General features: G+C 66.2%; 23 protein-coding genes. 11 read left to right on the plus strand and 12 right to left on the minus strand.

The genetic code is table 11. From position 1 onward, the window contains the following. Positions 1–2: 2 nt before the first annotated feature. From AB4099_RS07325 to tsaD, 5 genes are read right to left on the minus strand one after another with little or no spacing between them, the layout of a single operon-like run. A complete protein-coding gene (locus AB4099_RS07325) occupies positions 3–410 on the minus strand; it encodes an EVE domain-containing protein (protein ID WP_113516082.1) in 408 nt (135 codons plus the stop codon). Further along, positions 410–739 carry a hypothetical protein gene (locus tag AB4099_RS07330; protein WP_069878906.1) on the minus strand — a complete coding sequence of 110 codons (330 nt, stop codon included), beginning with the start codon at positions 737–739 and terminating at the stop codon, positions 410–412. The genes AB4099_RS07325 and AB4099_RS07330 overlap by 1 nt, the downstream gene beginning before the upstream one ends. 24 nt (positions 740–763) lie before the next feature. Then, positions 764–1,270 (minus strand): L,D-transpeptidase family protein, encoded by a 507-nt coding sequence (locus AB4099_RS07335; protein WP_441477536.1) that lies wholly within the window; start codon positions 1,268–1,270, stop codon positions 764–766. Positions 1,271–1,307: 37 nt separating this feature from the next. After that, positions 1,308–2,300, minus strand: coding sequence for an NAD(P)H-dependent glycerol-3-phosphate dehydrogenase (locus tag AB4099_RS07340; RefSeq protein ID WP_441477537.1), 993 nt, complete (start codon positions 2,298–2,300; stop codon positions 1,308–1,310). Positions 2,301–2,326: 26 nt separating this feature from the next. Then, positions 2,327–3,370 (minus strand): tRNA (adenosine(37)-N6)-threonylcarbamoyltransferase complex transferase subunit TsaD, encoded by a 1,044-nt coding sequence (gene tsaD / locus AB4099_RS07345; protein WP_069878903.1) that lies wholly within the window; start codon positions 3,368–3,370, stop codon positions 2,327–2,329. A 174-nt stretch (positions 3,371–3,544) separates the two neighbouring features. On the opposite strand from tsaD, the gene hemC reads away from it, so the two are divergent. The 5 genes from hemC to rpoH all read left to right on the plus strand — a co-directional run bounded on the left by hemC (position 3,545) and on the right by rpoH (position 10,453). After that, the gene (gene hemC / locus AB4099_RS07350; protein WP_113516080.1) at positions 3,545–4,495 is read left to right on the plus strand and encodes a hydroxymethylbilane synthase; all 951 of its coding nucleotides are present in this window, start codon (positions 3,545–3,547) and stop codon (positions 4,493–4,495) included. A gap of 43 nt (positions 4,496–4,538) precedes the next feature. Then, positions 4,539–6,491: a uroporphyrinogen-III synthase gene (locus AB4099_RS07355; protein ID WP_441477538.1), complete on the plus strand. Its 1,953-nt coding sequence runs from the start codon at positions 4,539–4,541 to the stop codon at positions 6,489–6,491. Between the two features lie 16 nt (positions 6,492–6,507). Continuing rightward, positions 6,508–8,193 (plus strand): heme biosynthesis protein HemY, encoded by a 1,686-nt coding sequence (locus tag AB4099_RS07360; RefSeq protein ID WP_441477539.1) that lies wholly within the window; start codon positions 6,508–6,510, stop codon positions 8,191–8,193. Between the two features lie 95 nt (positions 8,194–8,288). Then, complete coding sequence (locus AB4099_RS07365; protein WP_441477540.1) at positions 8,289–9,341, plus strand: RluA family pseudouridine synthase; 1,053 nt, start codon at positions 8,289–8,291, stop codon at positions 9,339–9,341. Positions 9,342–9,556: 215 nt separating this feature from the next. After that, positions 9,557–10,453: an RNA polymerase sigma factor RpoH gene (rpoH, locus tag AB4099_RS07370; protein ID WP_043233872.1), complete on the plus strand. Its 897-nt coding sequence runs from the start codon at positions 9,557–9,559 to the stop codon at positions 10,451–10,453. A gap of 58 nt (positions 10,454–10,511) precedes the next feature. On the opposite strand, the gene AB4099_RS07375 is transcribed toward rpoH, so the two are convergent. Then, entirely contained in the window at positions 10,512–11,552 is a 1,041-nt protein-coding gene (locus AB4099_RS07375) for a DUF2125 domain-containing protein (protein WP_441477541.1), read from the minus strand. A 137-nt stretch (positions 11,553–11,689) separates the two neighbouring features. On the opposite strand from AB4099_RS07375, the gene AB4099_RS07380 reads away from it, so the two are divergent. Beyond that, the gene (locus AB4099_RS07380; protein ID WP_113516075.1) at positions 11,690–12,253 is read left to right on the plus strand and encodes a gamma-glutamylcyclotransferase; all 564 of its coding nucleotides are present in this window, start codon (positions 11,690–11,692) and stop codon (positions 12,251–12,253) included. A 3-nt stretch (positions 12,254–12,256) separates the two neighbouring features. Here the strand turns inward: AB4099_RS07380 and AB4099_RS07385 are convergent, their stop codons facing one another. The 5 genes from AB4099_RS07385 to ftsE form a co-directional block, all read right to left on the minus strand. After that, entirely contained in the window at positions 12,257–12,643 is a 387-nt protein-coding gene (locus AB4099_RS07385) for a hypothetical protein (RefSeq protein ID WP_113516074.1), read from the minus strand. Positions 12,644–12,736: 93 nt separating this feature from the next. Further along, positions 12,737–13,567, minus strand: coding sequence for a lysophospholipid acyltransferase family protein (locus tag AB4099_RS07390; RefSeq protein ID WP_441477542.1), 831 nt, complete (start codon positions 13,565–13,567; stop codon positions 12,737–12,739). Continuing rightward, positions 13,524–14,270, minus strand: a complete 747-nt coding sequence (locus tag AB4099_RS07395) for a YdcF family protein (protein ID WP_113516073.1) — start codon at positions 14,268–14,270, stop codon at positions 13,524–13,526. The genes AB4099_RS07390 and AB4099_RS07395 overlap by 44 nt, the downstream gene beginning before the upstream one ends. Positions 14,271–14,405: 135 nt before the next feature. After that, positions 14,406–15,365, minus strand: coding sequence for a cell division protein FtsX (locus AB4099_RS07400; RefSeq protein ID WP_113516221.1), 960 nt, complete (start codon positions 15,363–15,365; stop codon positions 14,406–14,408). Continuing rightward, positions 15,352–16,041, minus strand: coding sequence for a cell division ATP-binding protein FtsE (ftsE, locus tag AB4099_RS07405; RefSeq protein WP_441477690.1), 690 nt, complete (start codon positions 16,039–16,041; stop codon positions 15,352–15,354). Before ftsE ends, AB4099_RS07400 begins: the two co-directional genes overlap by 14 nt. Before the next feature lie 249 nt (positions 16,042–16,290). Here ftsE and AB4099_RS07410 point away from each other — a divergent pair, with 249 nt between their 5' ends. From AB4099_RS07410 to AB4099_RS07425, 4 genes are all read left to right on the plus strand, one after another. Further along, entirely contained in the window at positions 16,291–17,088 is a 798-nt protein-coding gene (locus AB4099_RS07410; protein ID WP_441477543.1) for a zinc-ribbon domain-containing protein, read from the plus strand. A gap of 153 nt (positions 17,089–17,241) precedes the next feature. Then, complete coding sequence (gene hpt, locus AB4099_RS07415) at positions 17,242–17,802, plus strand: hypoxanthine phosphoribosyltransferase (RefSeq protein ID WP_113516072.1); 561 nt, start codon at positions 17,242–17,244, stop codon at positions 17,800–17,802. A 3-nt stretch (positions 17,803–17,805) separates the two neighbouring features. Then, positions 17,806–18,180, plus strand: coding sequence for a response regulator (locus AB4099_RS07420; protein WP_113516071.1), 375 nt, complete (start codon positions 17,806–17,808; stop codon positions 18,178–18,180). Positions 18,181–18,363: 183 nt separating this feature from the next. Then, a complete protein-coding gene (locus AB4099_RS07425; RefSeq protein ID WP_441477544.1) occupies positions 18,364–19,731 on the plus strand; it encodes an Nramp family divalent metal transporter in 1,368 nt (455 codons plus the stop codon). A 13-nt stretch (positions 19,732–19,744) separates the two neighbouring features. On the opposite strand, the gene AB4099_RS07430 is transcribed toward AB4099_RS07425, so the two are convergent. After that, on the minus strand, positions 19,745–20,254 hold the full coding sequence (locus tag AB4099_RS07430) for a TspO/MBR family protein (RefSeq protein ID WP_441477545.1): 510 nt from the start codon (positions 20,252–20,254) through the stop codon (positions 19,745–19,747). Between the two features lie 115 nt (positions 20,255–20,369). On the opposite strand from AB4099_RS07430, the gene AB4099_RS07435 reads away from it, so the two are divergent. After that, positions 20,370–21,524 (plus strand): trans-sulfuration enzyme family protein, encoded by a 1,155-nt coding sequence (locus tag AB4099_RS07435; protein ID WP_441477546.1) that lies wholly within the window; start codon positions 20,370–20,372, stop codon positions 21,522–21,524. Positions 21,525–21,892 lie beyond the last annotated feature (368 nt).

A 21,892-nucleotide genomic window follows, 5' to 3' on the forward strand; every position in this document is an offset into this window, starting at 1 on the left:
TTTCAGAGCCCGCCCATCTTGCAGACCAGTGCCCATTCATCATCGGCCACCGGTTGGACCGAGAGGCGGAAGGACGTGACCAGCGCCATCTTGGCGAGTTCCGGCGTGGCCTTCACCTGAGCAAGGGTCACAGGCTTCGGCAGCGGCTTCACCGCCTTGAAGTCGACATAGACCCAGGGCTCGCCCGGGTTGGCGATATAGTGCTCCTTGATGACCTCGACGATGCCAACGACCTCGAGCCCCTCGTTCGAGTGGTAGAAGAAGACCTGGTCGCCGAGCTTCATCGCCATCAGGTTGAGCTTGGCCGTATGATTCTTCACGCCATCCCAGTGCGTGCCCTTGGCACCCGCTTTGACCTGGTCGTCCCAGGACCAGACGGACGGTTCGGATTTGACCAGCCAGTGAGCCATCAGACGTCATCCTCTTTCGTCGGAGCAGGCGGACGCAGCGCGGCCTCGCCCTGTTCGTTCCAGAAACGCACCATCTCGCGCGTCAGCGCTGCATAATCCTGCGGGCCGAGTTCGACCCTGACCTCGCCTTCGCCGAAAGGCAGAATCAGCACGAAGCGGTGGGTGTCGTCGCCGCGCCGCCGTCGATGCTGGATTACCGGCCCGGCGGGCACACGCCCGGCCAACGCCACCGGCATGCTCTCGGCAACCAGCTCCGAGCCGGTGGTCTTCCGTACCTCGGCAACGCCGCGCGCCACCCGCTTGCTCAGGTCTGACCAGTCGCCTGCCATTGCTGCCTCTGCCACTTAGCTGCGTTACGGTCGGATCTCGACCGGAGTCCCTTGCGCAACCCGAGCCCAGATCCCGCGAATCTCGGCATTGGTGACCGCAATGCAGCCATCCGTCCAGTCGCGGCCGAGGTGCAGGCGGCCCAGCCAGCCAAGTCCGTTGCGAATGCCATGGATCATGATGTCGCCACCGGGGGCAACACCTGCCCGCTTGGCATCCTCACGATCCAGACGATCAGGATAGGAGATGCGAAGCGCGAGGTGATAGCGGCTGCGCGGGTGCTTGAAATCGATGTCGTAGACGCCTTCCGGAGTCCGGCCGTCGCCCTCCTTCACCTTGTCGCCGACCGGATCCGAACCCAGCGCCACCGCATACCGTGCCAATACGCGACCATCCCGTTCCAAGGTCAGCTGGCGTGCGGCTTTCTCTATGAGGACACGGGTCGCCTGTTCATCGGGAGCCGCGAGTTCGGGGACCGTCCGGGCGATCTGCAGGAACTCCAGCCCCAGGGCAAGCACGAGACCTGCGCTCAACAATAGGAGCGCGCGTCGCAGAGGCTTTCGCGCCAACTCAGTTCTCCGCCCGGACCGGTCGCGCCAGCAATCCCGTGACCGCTTCGCGAACGCCAATGCGTTCGGCGATAATGGCCGCAACGGCCTCGGCGATCGGCGTCTCGATGCCGCGTGCCTGCGCCATCTCTGCCAAGACGGACGTCGTGAAGGCACCCTCGGCCAGTTTGCCTCCAGCGGCTTCGGTCGGTGTCTTGCCCTGGCCGAGCGCCAATCCATAGGCGAAATTGCGTGACTGCGCCGAAGCGCAGGAGAGCACGACATCGCCCAGCCCCGAAAGCCCCATCAGCGTCTCCGGCTGCGCACCAAAAGCCTCGCCGAAGCGCCTGAGCTCGGCAAAGCCGCGCGCCACCAGCGCGGCACGGGCGCTCTCGCCATAGCCAAGCCCGATCGCGATCCCCGCTGCGATCGCCAGCACGTTCTTCGCGGCTCCGCCGATCTCGACGCCACGGATGTCGACGCCGTGATAGATGCGAAAGGAGGCAGAACTCAGCGCCTCGGCCAGATCCTGCGCCAGATCCGCCTCGCGCGCTGCCAATGTCAGCGCCGTCGGCAACCCGCGCGCGATATCGGCGGCGAAGCTCGGACCGGACAGGATGGCCGGGACCGCACCGGGCCAAAGCTCGGTCACGATTTGCGTCGTGAACAGCCCGCTCTTCTGCTCGATGCCCTTGGCCGCCGAGATCGTCGGCACGCCATCCGGCAAGGCTTGCGCGAGCGCAGTGCAGACCTGTCGCAGCGCCTGGGTCGGAACGGCGAGGATCAGCGCCTGTGCATCGGCAAGCGCGGCAAGGTCGGCAACCGGCGATACGGCGTCGGGCAGCGTCGCGCCGGGCAGGCGCGGCACCTCTCGACGCTCGCGCATGGCCGCGATGGCCTCGGGATCACGGGCCCAGAGCAGCACGTTGCGCCCAGCCCGCGCCGCGGCCAGAGCCAGTGCGGCACCGAAGGAGCCGCCGCCAACGACGCCGATCGTCTCGAAGGCCTTGCTCATCTCGGCGCGCTCACGTCGCTCACGGATCACGCTTTGGCCTTGAGCTCGTCCAGCGGCCAGCGTGGCCGGGCAACCGCGCTCATGTCGTCGACAAGCCCGAGCCTCAGCCTCTCGAGCCCAGCCCAAGCGATCATCGCGCCATTGTCGCCGCAAAGGGCAACCGGTGGCGCGACCATCGGCAGGCCGGCCTCGGTCGCAAAGCGGGTCAGTCCGCGCCGGATGGGCTGATTGGCGGCAACGCCACCGGCGACCACCAAGGCCGTGGGCATGATCCCGGCCCCACGGCAGGCGCGCAGGCCCGCTCGCGTGCGGTCGACCAGCACGTCGACGACCGCTGCCTGGAAGGAGGCACAGAGATCAGCGACATCTCGGTCCGAGAGCGGCGCAATGCGTTCGGCCACCAGCCTGACCGCGGTCTTGAGGCCGGACAGCGAGAAATCGGGATTGGGGCGCCCGGCCATGGGCCGCGGAAACTCGAAGCGTTCGGGATCGCCCTTCTCGGCTTCTCGCTCGACCGAGGGGCCGCCCGGATAGGCCAGGCCGAGCATCTTTGCGATCTTGTCGAAGGCCTCGCCGACCGCGTCGTCGATGGTTCCGCCCAGACGCAGATAATCGCCGACGCCGCGCACCGCCAGGAGCTGCGTATGTCCGCCCGAGACCAGAAGCAGCAGATAGGGAAAGGCAACGTCATCGGTCAGCCGCGCCGTCAGCGCATGGGCTTCGAGATGGTTCACCGCAATGAAGGGGCGGCCGGTCACCAGGGCAATCGCCTTCGCCGTGGTCAGCCCGACCATGACGCCGCCGACCAGACCCGGCCCGGCGGCAGCAGCGACAGCGTCGATCTCGGAGGGCTTGAGTCCGGCATTCGCGAAGGCGCGAGCGACGATGCGATCGATGGCCTCGACATGCGCACGCGCCGCGATCTCCGGCACCACGCCGCCATAAGCCGCATGTGCGGCGATCTGACTCAGGATCTCGTTGGACAGGATTTTGGCTTCGCCGGCGCGATCGACGCCAACGATTGCAGCCGCGGTCTCGTCACAAGTCGTCTCTATCCCCAGAACGCGCATGATCGATCGACAAATCTCGGACAGGTTTCGGCCGGAACAGGCCACAAGGAGAGGCGGGCGGAGCTCCGACGGTTTCACGCCGGAGATTCCCTCGTATAGTGCGCCACGGAGCATAAGGCCAAGAGGCCGTGGAGTTCGCCGGCCAGCGGCCGGTATCAGGAAGACGCAAAGAGAATGAACGAGATCGCAGCTTCGGTTCGCGGACGCCAGGCCGGCCGCTTTGTCATTGGCACGCGCGGCAGCCCCCTGGCGTTGGCGCAGGCCAATGAGTTCGCCCGCCGCCTCGCCGAGGCTCATGGCTGGGCAAAGGACGAGCTGCCGCTCGAAATCATCGTCACGACGGGGGACTCCATTCGCGATCGTCCCCTCTCTGAGGCCGGCGGAAAGGGTCTGTTCACCAAGGAGATCGACCAGGCTCAGATCGAGGGCCGGATCGACTACGCTGTCCACTCCGCCAAGGATCTTCCCACCAAATTGCCCGACGGCCTCACCATCGCTGGCTATCTCCCCCGCGAGGATGTGCGCGACGCGTTGATCGCGCGCGGCATTTCCCGCGTGGCAGACCTGCCGCAGGGCGCTGTCGTCGGTTCGGCCTCGCTGCGCCGCCAAGCCATGCTGAGGCGCGCCCGGCCCGATCTCGAGATCGTCCTGCTGCGCGGCAATGTCGCAAGGAGGCTGGAGAAGGTGGCGAATGGAGAGATCGACGCGACCCTGCTCGCCATCGCCGGACTGAAGCGGCTCGGGCTCGCCGACAAGGCGACCGGCATCCTTTCCATTGAGGAATCGCTTCCGGCCGTCGGCCAGGGTGCGATCGCCATTGCGGTTCGCATTGGCGACACCGCGAGCGCGGAGGCTGTGCAGCCGATCCTCTGCCGTGACACCGGCATCGCACTCGCCGCCGAACGCGCCTTCCTGACCGAGCTCGACGGTTCCTGCCGGACACCGATCGCCGGTCATGCCACGGTCGAGGGCGACCGCTTCCATTTGCGGGGACTGCTGCTCTCGCCCGACGGCACGGCGATGGCCGAAGATAGCTGCAGCGGTCCCGTCAGCGAGGCCACGGAACGTGGAGCCGAACTCGGACGCGCCTTGCGCGCCAGGGCTCCGGCGGGGATCTACTCATGAGGCCGGGCGTTCCATGAACGCCAACGACGCGACAGGAGGGCGCATGCGCGTATTCGTGTTCAGACCGCAGGCGGATGCCGAACGCAGCGCCCGCGCGCTCACCGCCCATGGCCATGAGCCGATCGTGGCGCCGCTCTTCGACGTGGTCCGTCTCTCCGAGCCTGTACCCAAGGGTACATTCGCCGCCCTGATACTGACCAGCGGCAATGCGGTACCGGCCCTCGCCGATGCCCCACAGGCCTGGCGGGATCTGCCGGTTTTCACCGTCGGAGCACGGACGGCCGCGAAGATGCGCGACGCCGGTTTCGAGGATGCCCGCAGTGCCGATGGCGACCGCAACGACCTGATCGCTCTGGTCCAGCGCAACATCCCCACGCCGGCACGGCTGCTTCTGGTCGCTGGCCGGGACCGCCATGACGATATTGCGGAGCGCCTGGGCAAGGCCGGTTATGAGATCGCGAGCTGGACCGCCTATGCTGCCGAGGCCAGGCCGAGCCTGCCCGAAGTGGCGGCAGCCAGCCTGCGGGATGGGCGCGCCGAAGCCGCACTTCACTATTCACCACGAGGCGCCCAGACTTTTCTCACCCTGACACGCGCCTCCGGTCTCAGTGAACAAGCGCTCGAACTGACGCATGTCACGCTTTCGGCGGAGGTTGCGGCTCCCTTGATCGCAGCAGGCGCCAGCACGGTTCTGGTTGCGGAATACCCCGAAGAGGCAGCCCTGCTGGCTGCGCTGGATCAAGTGACCGCTCGCAATCGTCGCGCTGGGGGTGTTAGACAGGCCGTGACCGCGCCGGCCGGCGTCGAGACGGACAAGGATGCGATGAGCGAGCCGCAGACAGCCACGCCGCGCGGACGCCACCGGCGAACTCCCCCGACCATCGACGGCAAGGTCGAGGAGGCAGTGACCGCTGCACCAGAGGCCGCTTCGACAGAGACTGACCAGCCTCCCCCGGCAGCCACGCAACCCAGTGAATTCGCACCGGGGAGCACATCTCCGGCGCCTGAGCCCGCTGGCTTGGCTCCATCCGAGCCTGCGCCGCCCGTTTCGGGTGAGCCATCTCCCCCTCCGCGGCTGCCATGGGCTGCGCTGGCCGCGACCGGCCTGATCAGCGGCATCCTTGGGGCGGGTCTCATGACGCTGGTTGGTTCCCGCGCGACGCCCGATACCGGCGAACAGCAGATCGCCGAGCTGAAGGGGCGCCTCGAGACGCTGCAGCGCACGACGACCAATCTGCAAAGCGCAGTCACGAGCCTGCCCCAGCGCGCGGCGCTGGAGGCGCTCGATCGCCGAATCAGCGCAACGTCGGAGGCCGCCGCCAATGCGGCCACGGAGGCAAAGACCGCTGCCGCACGGCTGGCAGAACTCGCAAACGCTCCCGCCCCGGCCACGGCAGAGAACAGCTCGGCCATCGCCGGGCTGACGCAACGCCTCGGCACTGTCGAGACGCTCGCCAAGTCCGCGGCCTCGCCGAGCCCGCAGGCATTCGCCGCCGCGCGCATCGTGCTGGCCGAACGCATCCAGGGTGCGCTTGCTGCAGGCAGGCCCTTCTCGGCCGATATCGCAGCTCTCGGCAAGGGTGGCGGCTCGGCCGAACAGCTGGCCGCCCTCTCCGCCGTCGCCACGACCGGCGCACCGACGCAGGATGCGCTGCTGGCGCAATTCCGGGTTCATCGCGCCATGTTCGATCGCGAAATGACGCCGGCCGCCAAGGATTGGCAGGATCGTCTGCTTGGGCTCGCCAGCAAGGTCGTCACCATTCGCCCGGTTGGAGATACCGGTGCAAACGATCCTGCGACGTTGGTGATCCGCCTGGAGAACGCGCTTCTGCATAACGAATTCGGCAAGGCCGCCGGCCTCTGGGCTCAATTGCCCGAGCCGGCGCGGCGGGACAGTGCCGAGTTCGGCACCGGCTTGCAGAAGCGCGCTGCCGCGGACGCCGCGATCGGCAGGATTGCACAGGATGCGGTTGCCGCGCTCGGCGCGGGTGGCTGACGGAGGATAGCGTTCAATGGTTCGCGTGCTGCTCTATCTCTTCGTCATTGCCTGCCTCGCGGCTGGCGCCGTCTGGCTGGCCGATCGCCCCGGCGAGGTCTCGGTCCTCTGGCAGGGCTACCGCATCGAGACGAGCGTCGCGATCGCGGCGATCGGCGTCATCATCCTGGCGTTCCTCGCCATGCTCGCCTGGGCCGCAATGCGCTTCGTTCTCGGCCTGCCCTCCGCCTTCAGCTTCGCCTCGCGAGCACGGCGTCGGGCGCGCGGCTTCGAGGCCGTTTCCCGCGGAATGGTCGCGATCGGTGCAGGGGATCCGGTGGCCGCCGGCCGCTACGCCGTCGACGCCCGCAAGTTTTCCGGCAACGAACCGCTGACCCTGCTGCTGGAAGCACAAACCGCCCAGCTCTCGGGCGATCGGGGCCGGGCGGAGGCCGCCTTCAAGGCCATGCTCGACAAGCCGGAAACACGGGTGCTCGGCCTGCGCGGTCTGTTCGTCGAGGCCCGGCGCCGCGGCGACATGGCGGCTGCGCGCGCTTTTGCGGACGACGCCGTGCGGCGCTCCCCCTCGCTCGCCTGGGCCAATGACGCGCTGCTCGATTTCCACACCAGTGCCGGCGACTGGCAAGCGGCACGCACGGCCGTCGAACGCCGCGCCGCCCTGCGCCTCGCCGACAAGGCGGATGCCAAGCGCCAGCGCGCTGTGCTGCTGGCGGCGGAAGCCCTCGACGCGAAGGGCAGCGAACCGGAGAAGGCCTTGGCTGCCGCGCTGGAAGCGACAAAACTCGCTCCAGGCCTCACGCCCGCGGCCGCCCTGGCAGGACGCATGCTTGCCGAGCGGGGTGATATCCGCAAGGCAGCCAAGCTACTGGAGGCTGCCTGGCGCGAGGTCTCGCACCCAGATATCGCCGCCGCTTATCTCGATGTGCGCCCTGGCGACAGCGCGCAGGACCGCCTCGCACGGGCCGAAACGCTCGTGAAGCTGCGCCCAGCCGATCCGGAAGGCGTGCTGGCTCTCGCCGGCGCGGCGATCCATGCCCGTGATTTCGCCAAGGCCCGCCAGGCGCTGAAGCCGTTGTTGGCGGGCGGCGCATCCGTTCGCGTCTGCCTTCTCATGGCCGAACTCGAAGAGGCCGAGCATGGTTCGGCCGGTCGGGTTCGCGAATGGCTCTCTCGCGCCACGCGCGCACCGCGTGACGCGGCCTGGGTCGCGGACGGGCTGGTCTCTGACCATTGGCTGCCTGTCTCGCCGATCTCGGGGCGCCTCGATGCTTTCGTCTGGACTGTTCCTCCGGCGACACTCGGCAGCCAGGCGCCGGCGATCGACGATGTGCTGGCCGATCTCGACGATTCCGCGCCGCTGCTGGAAGGGCGCGCCGAGACGGTAGCGGCTGTCGAGCCCGCTAAACCGGCGATCGAGCAGGCAACGCTCGTCGCAACAGAGTCTGCGAAAACCGAGCCCGCGAAGCCTGCAGTTGACGAGAAGCCTGCGACGGAACCTGTCGCCAAGGTTGAACCGGCCGTCGCTGCCAAGCTCCCAGTTCCGGTCATCGAGACGACAGCGGCTCCTGCGGCCGCAGCCTCGGTCCGCGATCATCGCCCCTCCCCGGTGATCTTCCCGGTCTCGCACGCACCAGACGATCCGGGGCCCGAGGACGCTCAACCCGCCGCAGCCGCCAAGGCAAAATTCCGCCTCTTCGGCTGATTGGCGAGCGTGCTGGCCGGGCGCGCGCCGCATCTGCATGGGCGATCGCGCGAAAAGGGGTGCGGGTCTCCCTCCCGCCCCTTATAGCGGTCTGCATGAACACCGAACCAACTGCCCCACTATCGACCTCCTCGGACAACGCAGAGGGCGTCAGCCTGCATGTCGCTCCGGAGCAGGCAGGAATGCGCCTCGACAAGGCGCTCGCCATGCTTGCCGGCGAAATCTCACGCGCCCGCCTGCAGCAGGTCATCCGGGAGGGCGGAGTGAGCCTCAACGGCGCGATCGCAGGCGATCCGAGCCGGAAGGTCGCCGCCGGCGACGTCCTGACCCTGGTCATGCCCGCTGCCAGGCCGCCTGCGCCCGTGGGCCAATCGATCCCGCTCGAGGTCGTCTACGAGGACGATGCCCTGATCGTGATCAACAAGCCCGCCGGTCTCGTCGTCCATCCCGCGGGGGGACATGAGGACGGCACGCTGGTCAACGCGCTGATCGCTCATTGCGGAGACAGCCTCTCCGGCATTGGCGGCGTCCGGCGGCCCGGCATCGTGCATCGGCTCGACAAGGACACAAGCGGGCTTCTCGTCGTGGCCAAGACCGACAAGGCGCATCAGGGGCTTGCCAAGCAGTTTGCCGACCATGGCCGCACCGGGCCCCTGGAGCGCGCCTATCTGGCGCTGGTCTGGGGTACGCCGCGCCGGCCACATGGCACGATCGAGGCCGCGCTCGAACGCTCGCACCGCAATCGCGAGAAGATGGCGGTCGTTGCCGAGGGCCGCGGCCGCGAGGCAATCACCCACTTCACCGTCGTGGAACGCTATCCGCCGCTGCTTCGCGGACAGGAGGAAACCGAAGCGCTGGCCAGCCTGATCGAGTGCAGGCTGGAGACCGGGCGCACGCACCAGATCCGTGTCCATATGAGCCATCTCGGCCATCCCCTGCTGGGCGACCAGCTCTATGGCTCCGGCTATATGACCAAGGCGAGCCGCCTTCCCGGCGGCGCACGCGATGCGCTGGCCGCCCTCGGCCGGCAGGCGTTGCATGCGACGGTGCTTGGCTTCGCCCACCCGGTGACGAACGAAGAGATGTATTTCGAGGCTCCTCCGCCGGTCGATTTTGCAAATCTGCAAGCGGAACTCGCGGCCCTGTGAGCTAATCTGGCCACTTCGCCTACTTTCCGCCAAGCTCGGTTGGCATATAATGAGGCTTGGATGCGGATGGCTTAAGGGGCGCCGCATGGGGCCGGGCTCGACGAACCGTCACACGGTTTGCGCGTTGGTTCAGGCACATCATCCAAAAACCTGCGCGAGGGTCGTTCGCGCGGTTGGCTTGCCGCGAAGCGGGAGCCAGGAAAGGAGAAACGAGCATGGCGATTGCATCGCTGCCCGTCATGTCCGCGGAGGGCGGACTTTCACGTTACCTCGAAGAAATTCGCAAGTTCCCGATGCTGGAGCCGAGCGAGGAATACATGCTCGCCAAGAGCTGGCGCGAGCATGGCGACCGCGATGCGGCGCATAAGCTCGTCACCTCGCATCTGCGGCTGGTGGCCAAGATCGCCATGGGCTATCGCGGCTACGGTCTGCCGATCGGCGAAGTCGTATCCGAAGGCAATGTCGGCCTGATGCAGGCGGTCAAGCGCTTTGAGCCCGACAAGGGCTTCCGTCTTGCAACCTACGCCATGTGGTGGATCAAGGCCTCGATTCAGGAATACATCCTGCGCTCGTGGTCGCTGGTGAAGATGGGCACCACCGCCAACCAAAAGAAGCTGTTCTTCAACCTCCGCAAGGCGAAGAGCAAGATTTCGGCACTTGGCGAGGGCGACCTCAAGCCGGATCAGGTCAAGACCATAGCGACCAAGCTCGGCGTCAACGAGCAGGACGTCATCGATATGAACCGCCGTCTCGGCGGAGATGCGTCGCTGAACACGCCGTTGCGCGAGGATGGCGAGGGCGAATGGCAGGACTGGCTCGTCGACGACAGCGAGAGCCAGGAGCGCCGCCTCGCCGACTCCGAGGAAAGCGATAACCGCCACCAGGCGCTGCGCGAAGCGCTGACCGTGCTCAATCCGCGCGAACGCCGGATCTTCGAGGCTCGCCGGCTGGCCGATGACCCGATCACGCTCGAGCAACTCTCCGAGGAATTCGGGGTCTCGCGCGAACGCGTCCGGCAGATCGAGGTCCGCGCCTTTGAAAAGGTGCAGGAGGCAGTCAAGAAGGCCTTGACCAGGATCGAAGCACCGCGCGCCGCCCTGCCCGCGAACTGAGACCTTAATCCTTCGGCAGCACGATGCGAAAAGGGGGCGGTGACGCCCCCTTTTCTGTTCAGTAGAGCGGCGCCAAGGGCTGCAGGGGCAGCCGGAACGGCCCGAGATAGACCCGGCCCTCGCGCAGGACGACCGGCGGCAGAGGCGTAAGCCCGGGTGTGCCGGCGCTCGGCTTGCCACCAAGCAGTCCGCCAAGACCGGCGGCAAGACCACCGAGCTTTATGCCGCCAATCCGGTCGATGCCCGCCACGCCGGCATCGATCTGACCGGACATGCGATGCGTCTGGTCGAGCAGCAGACGCCCGCTCGCCTCGAGCCGGGCAGCCCCCTTTGTCATCAGCAGTCGCATCAATTCGACCTGCCCGCCGGTGGTGCGCCAGGCTTCGAGTGCCTCGGGATTGAACCCGGCCTTGAACGCCAGCGACTGGGTCAGGCTAGCCTGCATCTCGACATCACCTGGTTCAGTGGTCCCGAGCAGCGCATCGAGCGCGGGCAGCACCGAGCCCTTCGCTGTCAGCGCAAGATCTGCCACCTGCTCGGTCGCAAAACGTGCCGGGTTTCGGCGCAAATGCACATCCAGCTGATTGGCGCGCCAGGTTTCATTGCGCGCGCCCGGCGCCGTCAATGTCGCATTCGGCTCGATCAACACCATGGAGAAACGCTCGGGCTCGCGCTCCTTCAACGCCAGGCTGGCCTCGAGCTGACTCCAGCCGAGATCAAGTTTGCGGCCTTCAGGCAGGGCAGCCTGCAGTGGCCCCTTGACCTCCAGGATGACGAGGCCGGGTGAATAGATCTGCCCGACCGCCACACTCGGGCCGGTCTCGACCTTGACCGTATCGCCCCAGCGCGACGAGGTCAGCGTCAGCCCGGCGCAGCGAACCTCGATCCGAAAGGGAAAGCCTGCGACGGAGCGATCGCTGCAGGTCCATGTGCGGCCCATCTGGGCCTCTCGGGCGACAGCGCGATCGAGCCCCTCGACCACCCGCCCCTTGACGAAGAACCAGAAGCCGGACCAGGCCACGGCCAGCAGCACGAGCAGGGCGAAGGGCGCATAAAGCCAGAAGCGGCCTCGGCGGCGCTCGGAAGGGAGGTCGGTCATGCGGCAGCGATCCATTGCGCGAAAGCGGCGGGATTGTTAGCTCCCGCTCGCAGGAAGCGCCAGACCCGCCATTCTCTCGGCCGATTCGGACGCTTCCTTCGTCAAGCAGCTTCTGACGGCGAAACTGTGGGATAACGATGACAGCGAATGCAGCTTCTGACGATCTCTGGGTCTTCGGCTACGGTTCGTTGATCTGGCGCCCCGGCTTTGCCTTCGAGGAAAGCGTGGCGGCCCGGCTCAACGGATATCACCGCTCGCTCTGCGTCTTCTCGCATGTCCATCGCGGCACGCCGGAACGGCCGGGGCTCGTGCTCGGACTGGATCGTGGCGGAATTTGCCGGGGGCTCGCCTTCAGGGTCGCGCCCGCCCACGCCGCCGAGACCATCGCCTATCTGCGCGAGCGCGAGCAGGCGACCTCCGTCTATCTCGAACGCCATCTGCCCGTCAGGCTCGAGGATGGCCGCCGCATTCGGGCGCTGGTCTATGTGGCCGACCGCAGACACCTGCAATATGCTGGCCGACTCCCGGCCGAGGAATTGCTCAAGCTGGTGCGTCAGGGCCGAGGTAGCTCCGGCGAGAATCCCGATTACGTCCTGCGCACGCATGATCATCTGCGCAAGATGGGCATCTTCGACCCGGTCCTGAGCCATCTGGCTCATGTGCTGGCCCCCGGTCTGCCCGAGCCGCGGCCGCCGCTCTGAGCCTCACACCTGCGGCATCAGGTCGAGCAACGCCGCCCGGCGGCTCAAGCCGTCCTCGGCGAGCAGATGGATATGGATCTCGCTCGCCCCTGCCAGCACGACCGAACGGCGCCAGCGCGTCAGCGCCGCTTCAATCCCGAAAGGGCCGCTCTCGCGCGCCGCGATGATTTGCCGGTCCTCGGATACCGCCAGCAGCACGGCATCACTGAAGCCGAGCGCATGATCGTCCGTGACCGAGAAGACCGAGGCGACATAGCGCCGCCCTGATCGACCGCGCCAGGCGGTGAAGCGACGCTCGCCCAATCCCGCGGCGCTGCGGAGCGGCATTTCGCGCGCATCCGCACCGGGTTCGATGCTCCATTCGTCCAGCTTAAGGGCGAGAACAGGCATTTGTTCCTCCTTTGTTCTGAACAAAAAGAGAACAAATTTGATCGCCTGTCAAGCATGGCCCGCCTTGTAGGCAGGATGCCCACCGAGGCTCGTCTAAGCGAGGGGGTCCTGCCCGATCCTGGCGAGTTCGCCACGCCCCGTAGCGAGCAGCCTGTCGCTCGCAGTCTCGATGCGCTCCTGCAACTGCGCCTGGAAAGCTTCCTTCGACATGCCGGGCAGGATCGGCGGCAGGATCTCGACGCGAATCGTTCCGGGCCGGCGCAGGAATTTGCGGCGCGGCCAGTAGAGCCCCGAATTGAGCGCAACCGGTACACAGGGCACGCCGAGCTCGGCATAGAGATGCGCGACGCCGAACTTGTAGGCCGGTGGCGCCCCGGCCGGGCGGCGCGTTCCTTCGGGGAAGATCAGGAGCTGGCGGCCGTTCTGGCCGAGTTCGACCTTGGCGCGGCGGGTCACATGCGAAAGCGCCCGTGCCCGCGCGCCACGATTGACCGGGATCATGCGCATCTTCCACAGGCACCAGCCGAAGAACGGGATCCACGTCAGTTCGCGCTTCAGGATAAAGACCGGATCCTGGAAGATGGTAACGAGCGCGAAAGTCTCCCAGAACGACTGATGCTTCGCAGCCACCATCATGCCGCCCTGCGGAATATTCTCGAGACCGGTAATCTCGTAGCGGGTTCCAGCCGTCACTCGCATGAGCCACAACGCACTGCGCGCCCAGTTCAGGGCGACCGCCAGCATATAGCGTCGCGGCAAGGCAAGCGCGGGCAATGCCCCGAAGATCAGCCACAGGATCAGGTTCAGATAGAACAGGACGTTGAAAAGGAGCGAGCGCAGAACGAGCATGGCGCGCAAAGAGCGCGCCGGCTCGCCGACGTCAAGCGCCGCGCTCTTCCACCCCCAGCCGCGTGCGCTTTTCATTCTCGGGGCCGAGCACGCTGGCAGGTTTGGATGAGACCGGCTTTCGCCCGCCGATGATCACCGACAGGCGCGATGTTTCCGGATCGTCCTCCAGCATGCTGCGCAGCCGCGCCACCAAGTATTTCACATATTCCGGGACGAGCACCTTGGCGACGCGCCATTCGTTCCACCAACTCGATGCATCGATATGCTCGGTCACCACCGGATGCGGCACGACGCGAACGCCTGGCATGGCGTGGCTGAACTCGGCCAGCGCCCGCGGCATATGATAATTGGAGGTGACCAGCAGCAGTGACTTGAAGTCGTGCCGGCGGACCCAGCGCCGTGCCTCGATGGCATTGCCGATGGTGTTGCGGGCGCGATAGTCGAGATCGACGCAACAGCCGAGCAGTTCGCGCGCAGAGGGGTTGAGCTTCGCAAGTTCCTCGCGGCCCGTGCGCTCGTTGACACCGCTGATCAGCAAGCGAGAGCCGCGCTCGGCCCCGAGCAAGCCGATCGCATCGCCAACACGCTGAGCCCCGCCGGTCACGACGACGATCGCATCCGTGCGCGGCGCGACCGCCGGCTCGCGCTGTTCGATCCTGGCAATGAACCCGGCATAACCACAGGCGAGCGCAATCGCGAGCAGGGCAGCAACGGCAAGCGTCAGGCGCCATGCCCAGACTCCTGCGGAGCTCCTCCTGCTCGTCGCGGTCGGCGACATCGCGTTGTCCCCACCCCTCACCGGCAGCTGTCCGTGTCTGATTCCCATCATCACCATGTCTTGCCAGGCTAAACTGGCAATCGGGCATAAGGGCGACGTGAAAAGCCGTCCTTCGCCTCAGAGATTAAGACTTCACTACCCCAGCACCCGCAAATAATGGCGCACGGTAAACCGCGAAACGAGACCGGATATCGCCGCCACCACCATCGCCACCAGAAGCACGGCGGCATAACCCGACCAGCCGATCTCGAAAGCCCCGAACATGGCCTGAATCTGCTCTGACCCAGGCGAGGAACTCCAACTGGACGCGAGCCAGCCGAGAATGGCGATGGCCACGATCGCAGCAAGCCCTCCAGCCGCCCCTCCCTTGAGCCCGAGCCTGACGAAACGCGCCTGGAATTCCCGCGCGATGAAGTCATCATCAGCTCCGACAAGATGCAAGACCTCGACACTGTCACGGCTGCCGGCCATCGCCCCGCGCGTCGCAAAGGCCACCGCCAGCGCCGCGGCAGTCAGGACCAGCAGCACGACGACGACACCGGCAAGGATGATGGTGTTGGCCATGGTCGAGAGACGGCGCAGCCAGAGGCGGTGATCGTCCAGGCTCGCAGTCGGGACGTCGCGCCGCAGCGTTTCCTTGAAAGCCGCAATTTCCGCGGAGTTGCCGCTTCGCAATTTCAACACGATCAGCCGCGGCACCGGCAGCTCGACGAGATCGAGCCCCGCGCCCAGCCAGGGCTCGAGCAGCTTGTCCGATTCGGCCTTTGGGACGGCGCGAACCTCGTCGACGCCGGCAACGGCACGTGCCATCTCGACCGAGCGCGCGACGTCGCTCTCAATGTTGCGGCGCGTGTCCGGCCTGATCTGGATCGTCATCTCATTGGCGACTGCACCGCGCCACTGCTCCGAGGCATGCGCGGCGAGCAGCGCCGCGCCGGCACTGAGAGCCGCAAGAAAGGTCAGGATCGCAATCACGGCGACCAGCGCCCGTCCGGCAGCCGAATCGACCGGGACCAGCGGCTGGTCCCGTCGGAGATTGAGCGGAAGCGCGCGTTCACGCGGCTCCCCATCCTGCTCGAAGTCAGCCGTCGACATGAAGATGGCCGTCGGCAATGACAAGGCGCGGAGCATCATAGAGCTCCATCAGCGCGAGATCATGGGTTGCGATCACGACGGCGGTGCCGAGCGACTGCAATTCCATGAACAGGCGCAGCAACCGCCGGCCGAGCGCGGGGTCGACATTCCCGGTGGGCTCGTCCGCCAGCAACAGCTCCGGCCGCCCGATCAGGGCGCGCGCGATCGCGGCGCGCTGCTTCTCGCCGCCCGAAAGAATGGTGGGTACGGCATGCATGCGCTCGCCGAGACCGACCCAGCGCAGCAGCTCGACGACCTCGGCCCGGTAGCTCGTCTCCTCCTTGCCGAGCACGCGCAGCGGCAGCGCGACGTTCTCGTAGACGGTGAGGTGGTCGAGCAGGCGAAAATCCTGGAACACCACCCCCATGCGACGGCGAAAGGCCGTGAGCGTCGTCGCATCCAGCCGCGACACATCCTGGCCGAACAGGTTCACCAGCCCACGCGTCGGTTTCAGCGCCATCAGCACGAGCCGGATCAAGGTCGTTTTGCCGGCGCCCGACGGGCCGGTCAGATACTGGAACGAGCGCGGCGCGATGCTGAAGTTGATGTCCTTCAACACCTCCGGGCCCATGCCGTAACGCAGACCGACATTCTCGAACCGAACCAAGCCCTCGTCCCTTCGGAGCAAGCCCGGCAGTCGCGGGCATCCCTTGCGAATCTCGACCGCGATCCTACACCGCAAGCCGGTGCCGGCGGAAAGCCGGCCTATCTTCAAACCATGCAGTACAGGTTCTTCACGGGGCGTTAACCATAAATCCCTCCAATGGGTCGAGACCTCCACAAGCCGCACGCGAGAGCTTGAATCGCACTGCGCCCGGGAAGAAATCTGCAGCGGCACGTGAGTCACGCGTACCGGTGCCCTTGCGAAAGAGTCATTCGCCAAACCATGCTGATCGTCTGTCCGTCCTGCTCCAGCCAATATGAACTCGATGCGGCCAAACTTGGCCCGTCCGGGCGCAAGGTGCGTTGCGCCAAATGCGAGACGCGCTGGCATGTCGAGGCGGAGCCCCAGCCGGTCGCATTTCCCGATGCGCCGAGCAGCGAGGAAACGACCGCGCTGCTCGACGAAGAGCTGCGCCGCGCAGCCGAGATCGAGGAACAAGTGTCCGCGCTCGCAGCCGAGCGGGCAGCCCTGGCCGAAGGCAATGAGCCAGGCCGCCCTGGGGCCAGGCCGCGCGGTCGCCGTTCGGCGCGCACAGGTCGAAAGCCCGTTCCGCTGCCGCTGGGCACCCGCCTGCGAACCATGGCTGCGCCGACGCTCGCGATCGGCGGTCTTGCCGTGCTCGGGCTGCTTGTCTGGAAGCGGGATATGGCGGTCCGCGGCGCTCCCCAGCTCGCTGTCGTCTTCGAGAAGATCGGCCTGCCGGTGAACGTGCGCGGCCTCAGTCTGACGGGCATCGAGAGCGGGGTCGTGCAGGACGCGCAAGGTCGCTTCCTGGTGGTCGAGGGCGACGTCACCAACATCACCAAGACCGTCGCCAAAGTGCCGCAGATCGAGGTTGCAGTGCGCGATTCGGCCGGCCAGACCCTCTATACCTGGGCAACAGAGCCGCCGCGCCCGACCCTGGAACCATCGGAGCTCGTCCGTTTCCGAGCCCGGCTCGCGGCCCCCCCGGAGGCCGGTCAATCCGTGTTGGTGCGCTTCACGGCCGCCAAGTCGGCCGGGATCGCCAGCGCACGCTGATCAGACAACGGTGGAGGTTGCCCGCGCCTTCACCTCGCCGCACTATCCCGCCGCAAGCGATCGTATAAACCTGCGATTAGAACCAGACTGCGCAGCACGCTGCGCCAAAACGGGCGCCGGCAGCCGGCGAGACCCGGAAGGACATTGACGACGATGACTCAGCCCCAACGCATCCGGGTGCTCTACGAAGAGGCGGCGATCGCCAAGCGGAATGAGGAAATGGCGCACGAGATCGCTGCCGCCTACCCGCCCGACCTGCTGGTCGTCGCAGTGCTCAAGGGCAGTTTCATGTTCGTCGCCGACCTCATCCGGGCGATGCATCGCGCCGGCATGACGCCGCAGGTCGAATTCGTCCATCTCTCGAGCTATCGCGCTGCAACCATCTCCTCCGGGCAGGTTGAAATCCTGCGCGACGTGCAGAGCGATGTTCGTGGCCGTCAGGTGCTGCTGGTCGACGACATCCTCGAATCCGGCCGAACCCTTGCCTTTGCCAAGGATCTGCTGGCCGCCCGTGGCGCATCGCGCGTTTCGACAGCAGTGCTTCTGGAGAAGCCGGCCAAGCGCGCCGTCAATATCCAGGCCGATTATGTCGGCTTCGACTGTCCCGACTACTTCGTCGTCGGCTACGGCATGGATGTCGCACATTCCTATCGGCAGCTGCCCTATGTCGGCGTCATCGAGACCGCCGATCAGGCCGGCCTTCCGGGTATCTGAGCGATGTCACGTATTCTGGTCGTCGACGATGAGGAAAGCCTGCGCGCCCTGGTGGCGCGCGGTCTCACGCTTGACGGACATGTCTGCATGATGGCGGGCGACGGCGCCGAGGCGCTGGAGATTCTCATGGCGGAGAAGGGGCGTTTCGACCTCCTGCTCACCGATATCCGCATGCCGCTGATGGACGGAATCGCGCTGGCGCTCGCCGCCAAGCAGGAGTTTCCGGACCTGCCGATCATGCTGATGACGGGCTATGCCGAGCAGCGTGAGCGCGCCAAGAGCCTGGAGGCGATCGTCTCGGAAGTGATGACGAAACCCTTCACCATCGCCGAATTGCGCGCCACCGTCATGCGCGTGATCGAGCGCTCGATCGGCTGAACATCGCAATTATCCCGGTATCACGCTCTCCGGACGATTCATCGGGCCAGAGAACGCCGACCTTTGGCGATAGCCGCAGACTTTCGTCGCGGCATTTATTGCAACCGAGTTGCAGCTGCATTGACGGGTTTTGCTCGACCTGTCATCCTGCTCTTGCAAATGAATTGCAGGTCGGGGTCGAGCATGACAATCGATGTCGTGAGCACGTCGAAGGATGTCGCGGACGCGGCGCACCCCGCCGGGTGGCAACGGCCGCGGGGTGATCCGTCGCTGCTGGACGTCTTTCGATCGATCCCGGTTTCGGCCAAGGCCACTCCCTGGCGCAAGTTCCTCACATTTCTCGGGCCGGGCTATCTGGTGGCCGTCGGCTACATGGACCCCGGCAACTGGGCGACCTCGCTCGCGGGGGGCGCGCAGTTCGGCTACACGCTGCTGGTTGTCGCCCTCGTCTCCAATATCATGGCGATCATCCTGCAGTCGCTTTGCGCGCGGCTGGCGGTCGCGACCGGCAGGGACCTCGCCCAGGCCTGCCGTGATGCCTATCCGCGCTGGGTCTCCTGGCCGCTCTGGATCTTTGCGGAACTGGCGATCTGCGCGACCGATCTCGCCGAGGTCATCGGCACGGCGATCGGCCTCAACCTGCTCTTCGGGATTCCGCTCGAAATCGGCGTATTGATCACCGCGCTCGATGTCTTCGTCATCCTCTGGCTGCAGACCAAGGGCTTTCGCTGGATCGAAGCCTTCATCATCACGCTGCTCGGCGTCATTGCGGCCTGTTTCGCCGTCCAGATCGCGCTCGCCGACCCGGACTGGGGCCAGGTCATTCGCGGCTTCGCCCCGACGACCGACATCGTCACCAATCCCAACATGCTCTACCTCGCGCTCGGCATCATCGGCGCGACGGTGATGCCGCATAACCTCTATCTGCATTCCGGCATCGTGCAGACCCGCGCCTATGGCGGCAGCCTGCCGGAGAAGCGTGAGGCGCTGAAATACGCAACACTGGATTCGACCGTCGCCTTGATGTTCGCGCTGACCATCAACGCAGCGATCCTGATCCTCGCCGCCGCGACCTTCTACAAGACAGGTCAGAACACCGTCTCCGAACTCGGGCGCGCACATGAACTGCTCGCCCCGCTGCTCGGCGCCTCGATCGCCCCATCGCTTTTCGCCGTTGCGCTGCTCTGCTGCGGCCTGAACTCGACGGTGACCGCGACCATGGCGGGACAGATCGTCATGGAAGGCTTCATTGACATCAAGCTGGCGGCTTGGCTGCGCCGCCTGGTCACGCGCCTCGTCGCCATCATTCCCGCGATCGTCGTGACGATCGTCTATGGCGAAGCGCAGACCGGCAAGCTGCTCATCCTCTCGCAGGTGATCCTGAGCTTCCAGCTGCCCTTCGCCATCGTGCCGCTCGTCATGTTCACGGCGTCGCGCAAGAAGATGGGCGAACTGGTCTCGCCGCGCTGGCTGACGGCGAGCGCCTTCGTCATCGCGGCGATCATCATCGCCCTGAACGTCAAGCTGATCTTCGACGTCGCCTTCGGCTGAACCGAGCGGAGATCTATCGGTTCAGCCACCAGATCGAGATTGTCAGCACGGTCGCGAAGGACACCCAGGCGGCATAGGGCCAGAACAGGTTAGCCGCGAGACGATCGAGCGGCGCGAAGCGCTTGATGGTGACCAGGATCATCGCCAGCAGCGGCAGGATCACCACGATCCCGATGAGCGGGCTCTGCATTCCGAAGAATGCGAATGACCACAGCACGTTCAGCAGAAGCTGGACATGATAGGCGATCAGCGCCCCGGACTTGCCGGGAGCCTCCGCTGGCAGCCTGAGGATGCGGTAGACGCTCAACGCCATGCTCGCAAACAGCGCCGTCCAGACCGGCGCGAACAACCAGTTCGGCGGGTTGAATGGCGGCTTGGCAAGTGTCGCATACCAGCCTGGAATCTGCGGGACCGTTACCGCGCTGCCCAGCAGCGAGGCGGCGACCACCGGGACGATCGCAATCAGAAGATCACCCCAGATCGGCCTCGGCGAAGGCCCGGCCTTGCTCGACAAAGTGCTCATGCCCCCAGCATGGGGTGCGTCTGCGGTATCGGCAAGCCGAGACCCTTGCGCCAACCCCCGTGCCTGCGCCAGATGGACATTCCCGTTCCTCATGGAACCTTTCCGGAATCGCTCCATGACCAAGCGCCCGCTTCATCCCCGTTCGCTGGCCGCCCAGGCCATGGGCAAGATCGATCCGCTCACCAAGGGCGTCGTGACGCCGATCCATATCGCCACGACCTATATCCGCGACGAGGACAACGGTTACTCCTCCGGCTTCGTCTATGGACGCCCGGACAACGAGACGGTGCGCGAGGCGGAAACCGTGCTCGCGATGCTGGAAGAGGCGAAGGCAGGGGCACTGCTCTTCAGCTCGGGCATGGCGGCCGCCACGGCTGTCTTCCAGGCGCTCTCGCCGGGCGATCATGTCGTCGCCTCGAAGGTGATGTACTGGGCGCTTCGCTCCTGGCTTCTGACCGAGGCCACGCGTTGGGGACTAAAGATCGAATTCGTCGAGACAGACGATCTCACCGCGCTGAAGGCCGCCGTGAAGCCAGGCGTCACCAAGCTGGTCTGGGCCGAGACGCCCTCAAACCCGCTCTGGACCATCACCGACATCGCCGCCGCGGCCGAGATCGCCCATGCGGCCGGTGCGAAGCTTGCCGTCGATTCGACCTGCGCGTCTCCGGTCCATACCCGGCCGCTTACGCTCGGTGCCGACATCGTCATGCACGCTGCCACCAAGGTGCTGAACGGCCATTCCGACGTCGTCGCCGGCGCCCTCTGCGCCCGCGAGGATGATGCCTTCTGGAACCGCGTGAAAACCGTCCGCAAGATGCAGGGCGGCATTCTCGGCCCCTTCGAGGCCTATCTGCTGATGCGCGGCATGCGCACCCTGCACGTCCGCCAGGAACGCCAGACGGCCTCCGCCATGACGCTCGCCCAGAAGCTCTCCGCCCATCCGCTGGTGGCCCGTGTTCTCTATCCCGGACTGCCACAACATCCCGGCCATGACATCGCGGCGCGCCAGATGCAGAACGGCTTCGGCTATATGCTGTCGATCCAGGTCACCGGCGGCGAGAAGGCGGCGATCAAGGCGGCGGCGCATGTCGAACTCTACAAGCGCGCCACCTCGCTGGGCGGCGTCGAGAGTCTGATCGAGCATCGCGCCTCGATCGAGGGCGCAGGCTCGCCCTGCCCGGTCGATCTGCTTCGCCTCTCGACCGGCATCGAAGATGTCGAGGATCTCTACAACGACCTCGACCAGGCGCTGAAGACCGGACACGCCTAGAACCGGCGCCCCCGGACCATAGCCCGCAGGCGCACGCGCCCACCCTTTCCGCCGCCTTTGAGCGGCGGCGGAAAGGGTCCCGAATTGCCGGTCGTTCGAGCAGCCTCAGGGCTGGAACAGGCCGCAGCCGTGGGAACGCATGCGTCGCCTTGAATGGTATCGTGGCCGCACGCGCTTGCCGCGTGCGAACGGCACGGCCCGCCTCTTCCGCGGGCGGCGTCGTGAAGCCATGGGAGCTCAATCTCCGGGCTAGCCCGGGCGCGACCGCGAAGCCCGTCGGCGCCGACCGCCAAGCGCGATCCTTCCGAGCGTGCCGGCGGACAAGTCTCGTGATCGATCCGGTCGATCGTCACAGGCCTGCAACAGCC

The organism is Allobosea sp. 2KB_26, assembly GCF_052115715.1.
GTDB lineage: Bacteria > Pseudomonadota > Alphaproteobacteria > Rhizobiales > Beijerinckiaceae > Allobosea.

Bases quoted from the DNA above. Each gene is read 5' to 3' on its own strand.
- AB4099_RS07325 (WP_113516082.1), bottom strand. From the start codon at position 410: ATGGCTCACTGGCTGGTCAAATCCGAACCGTCCGTCTGGTCCTGGGAC.
- AB4099_RS07330 (WP_069878906.1), bottom strand. From the start codon at position 739: ATGGCAGGCGACTGGTCAGACCTGAGCAAGCGGGTGGCGCGCGGCGTT.
- AB4099_RS07340 (WP_441477537.1), bottom strand. From the start codon at position 2,300: ATGAGCAAGGCCTTCGAGACGATCGGCGTCGTTGGCGGCGGCTCCTTC.
- tsaD (WP_069878903.1), bottom strand. From the start codon at position 3,370: ATGCGCGTTCTGGGGATAGAGACGACTTGTGACGAGACCGCGGCTGCA.
- hemC (WP_113516080.1), top strand. From the start codon at position 3,545: ATGAACGAGATCGCAGCTTCGGTTCGCGGACGCCAGGCCGGCCGCTTT.
- AB4099_RS07355 (WP_441477538.1), top strand. From the start codon at position 4,539: ATGCGCGTATTCGTGTTCAGACCGCAGGCGGATGCCGAACGCAGCGCC.
- AB4099_RS07360 (WP_441477539.1), top strand. From the start codon at position 6,508: ATGGTTCGCGTGCTGCTCTATCTCTTCGTCATTGCCTGCCTCGCGGCT.
- AB4099_RS07365 (WP_441477540.1), top strand. From the start codon at position 8,289: ATGAACACCGAACCAACTGCCCCACTATCGACCTCCTCGGACAACGCA.
- rpoH (WP_043233872.1), top strand. From the start codon at position 9,557: ATGGCGATTGCATCGCTGCCCGTCATGTCCGCGGAGGGCGGACTTTCA.
- AB4099_RS07375 (WP_441477541.1), bottom strand. From the start codon at position 11,552: ATGACCGACCTCCCTTCCGAGCGCCGCCGAGGCCGCTTCTGGCTTTAT.
- AB4099_RS07380 (WP_113516075.1), top strand. From the start codon at position 11,690: ATGACAGCGAATGCAGCTTCTGACGATCTCTGGGTCTTCGGCTACGGT.
- AB4099_RS07385 (WP_113516074.1), bottom strand. From the start codon at position 12,643: ATGCCTGTTCTCGCCCTTAAGCTGGACGAATGGAGCATCGAACCCGGT.
- AB4099_RS07390 (WP_441477542.1), bottom strand. From the start codon at position 13,567: ATGAAAAGCGCACGCGGCTGGGGGTGGAAGAGCGCGGCGCTTGACGTC.
- AB4099_RS07395 (WP_113516073.1), bottom strand. From the start codon at position 14,270: ATGTCGCCGACCGCGACGAGCAGGAGGAGCTCCGCAGGAGTCTGGGCA.
- AB4099_RS07400 (WP_113516221.1), bottom strand. From the start codon at position 15,365: ATGTCGACGGCTGACTTCGAGCAGGATGGGGAGCCGCGTGAACGCGCG.
- AB4099_RS07410 (WP_441477543.1), top strand. From the start codon at position 16,291: ATGCTGATCGTCTGTCCGTCCTGCTCCAGCCAATATGAACTCGATGCG.
- hpt (WP_113516072.1), top strand. From the start codon at position 17,242: ATGACTCAGCCCCAACGCATCCGGGTGCTCTACGAAGAGGCGGCGATC.
- AB4099_RS07420 (WP_113516071.1), top strand. From the start codon at position 17,806: ATGTCACGTATTCTGGTCGTCGACGATGAGGAAAGCCTGCGCGCCCTG.
- AB4099_RS07425 (WP_441477544.1), top strand. From the start codon at position 18,364: ATGACAATCGATGTCGTGAGCACGTCGAAGGATGTCGCGGACGCGGCG.
- AB4099_RS07430 (WP_441477545.1), bottom strand. From the start codon at position 20,254: ATGAGCACTTTGTCGAGCAAGGCCGGGCCTTCGCCGAGGCCGATCTGG.
- AB4099_RS07435 (WP_441477546.1), top strand. From the start codon at position 20,370: ATGACCAAGCGCCCGCTTCATCCCCGTTCGCTGGCCGCCCAGGCCATG.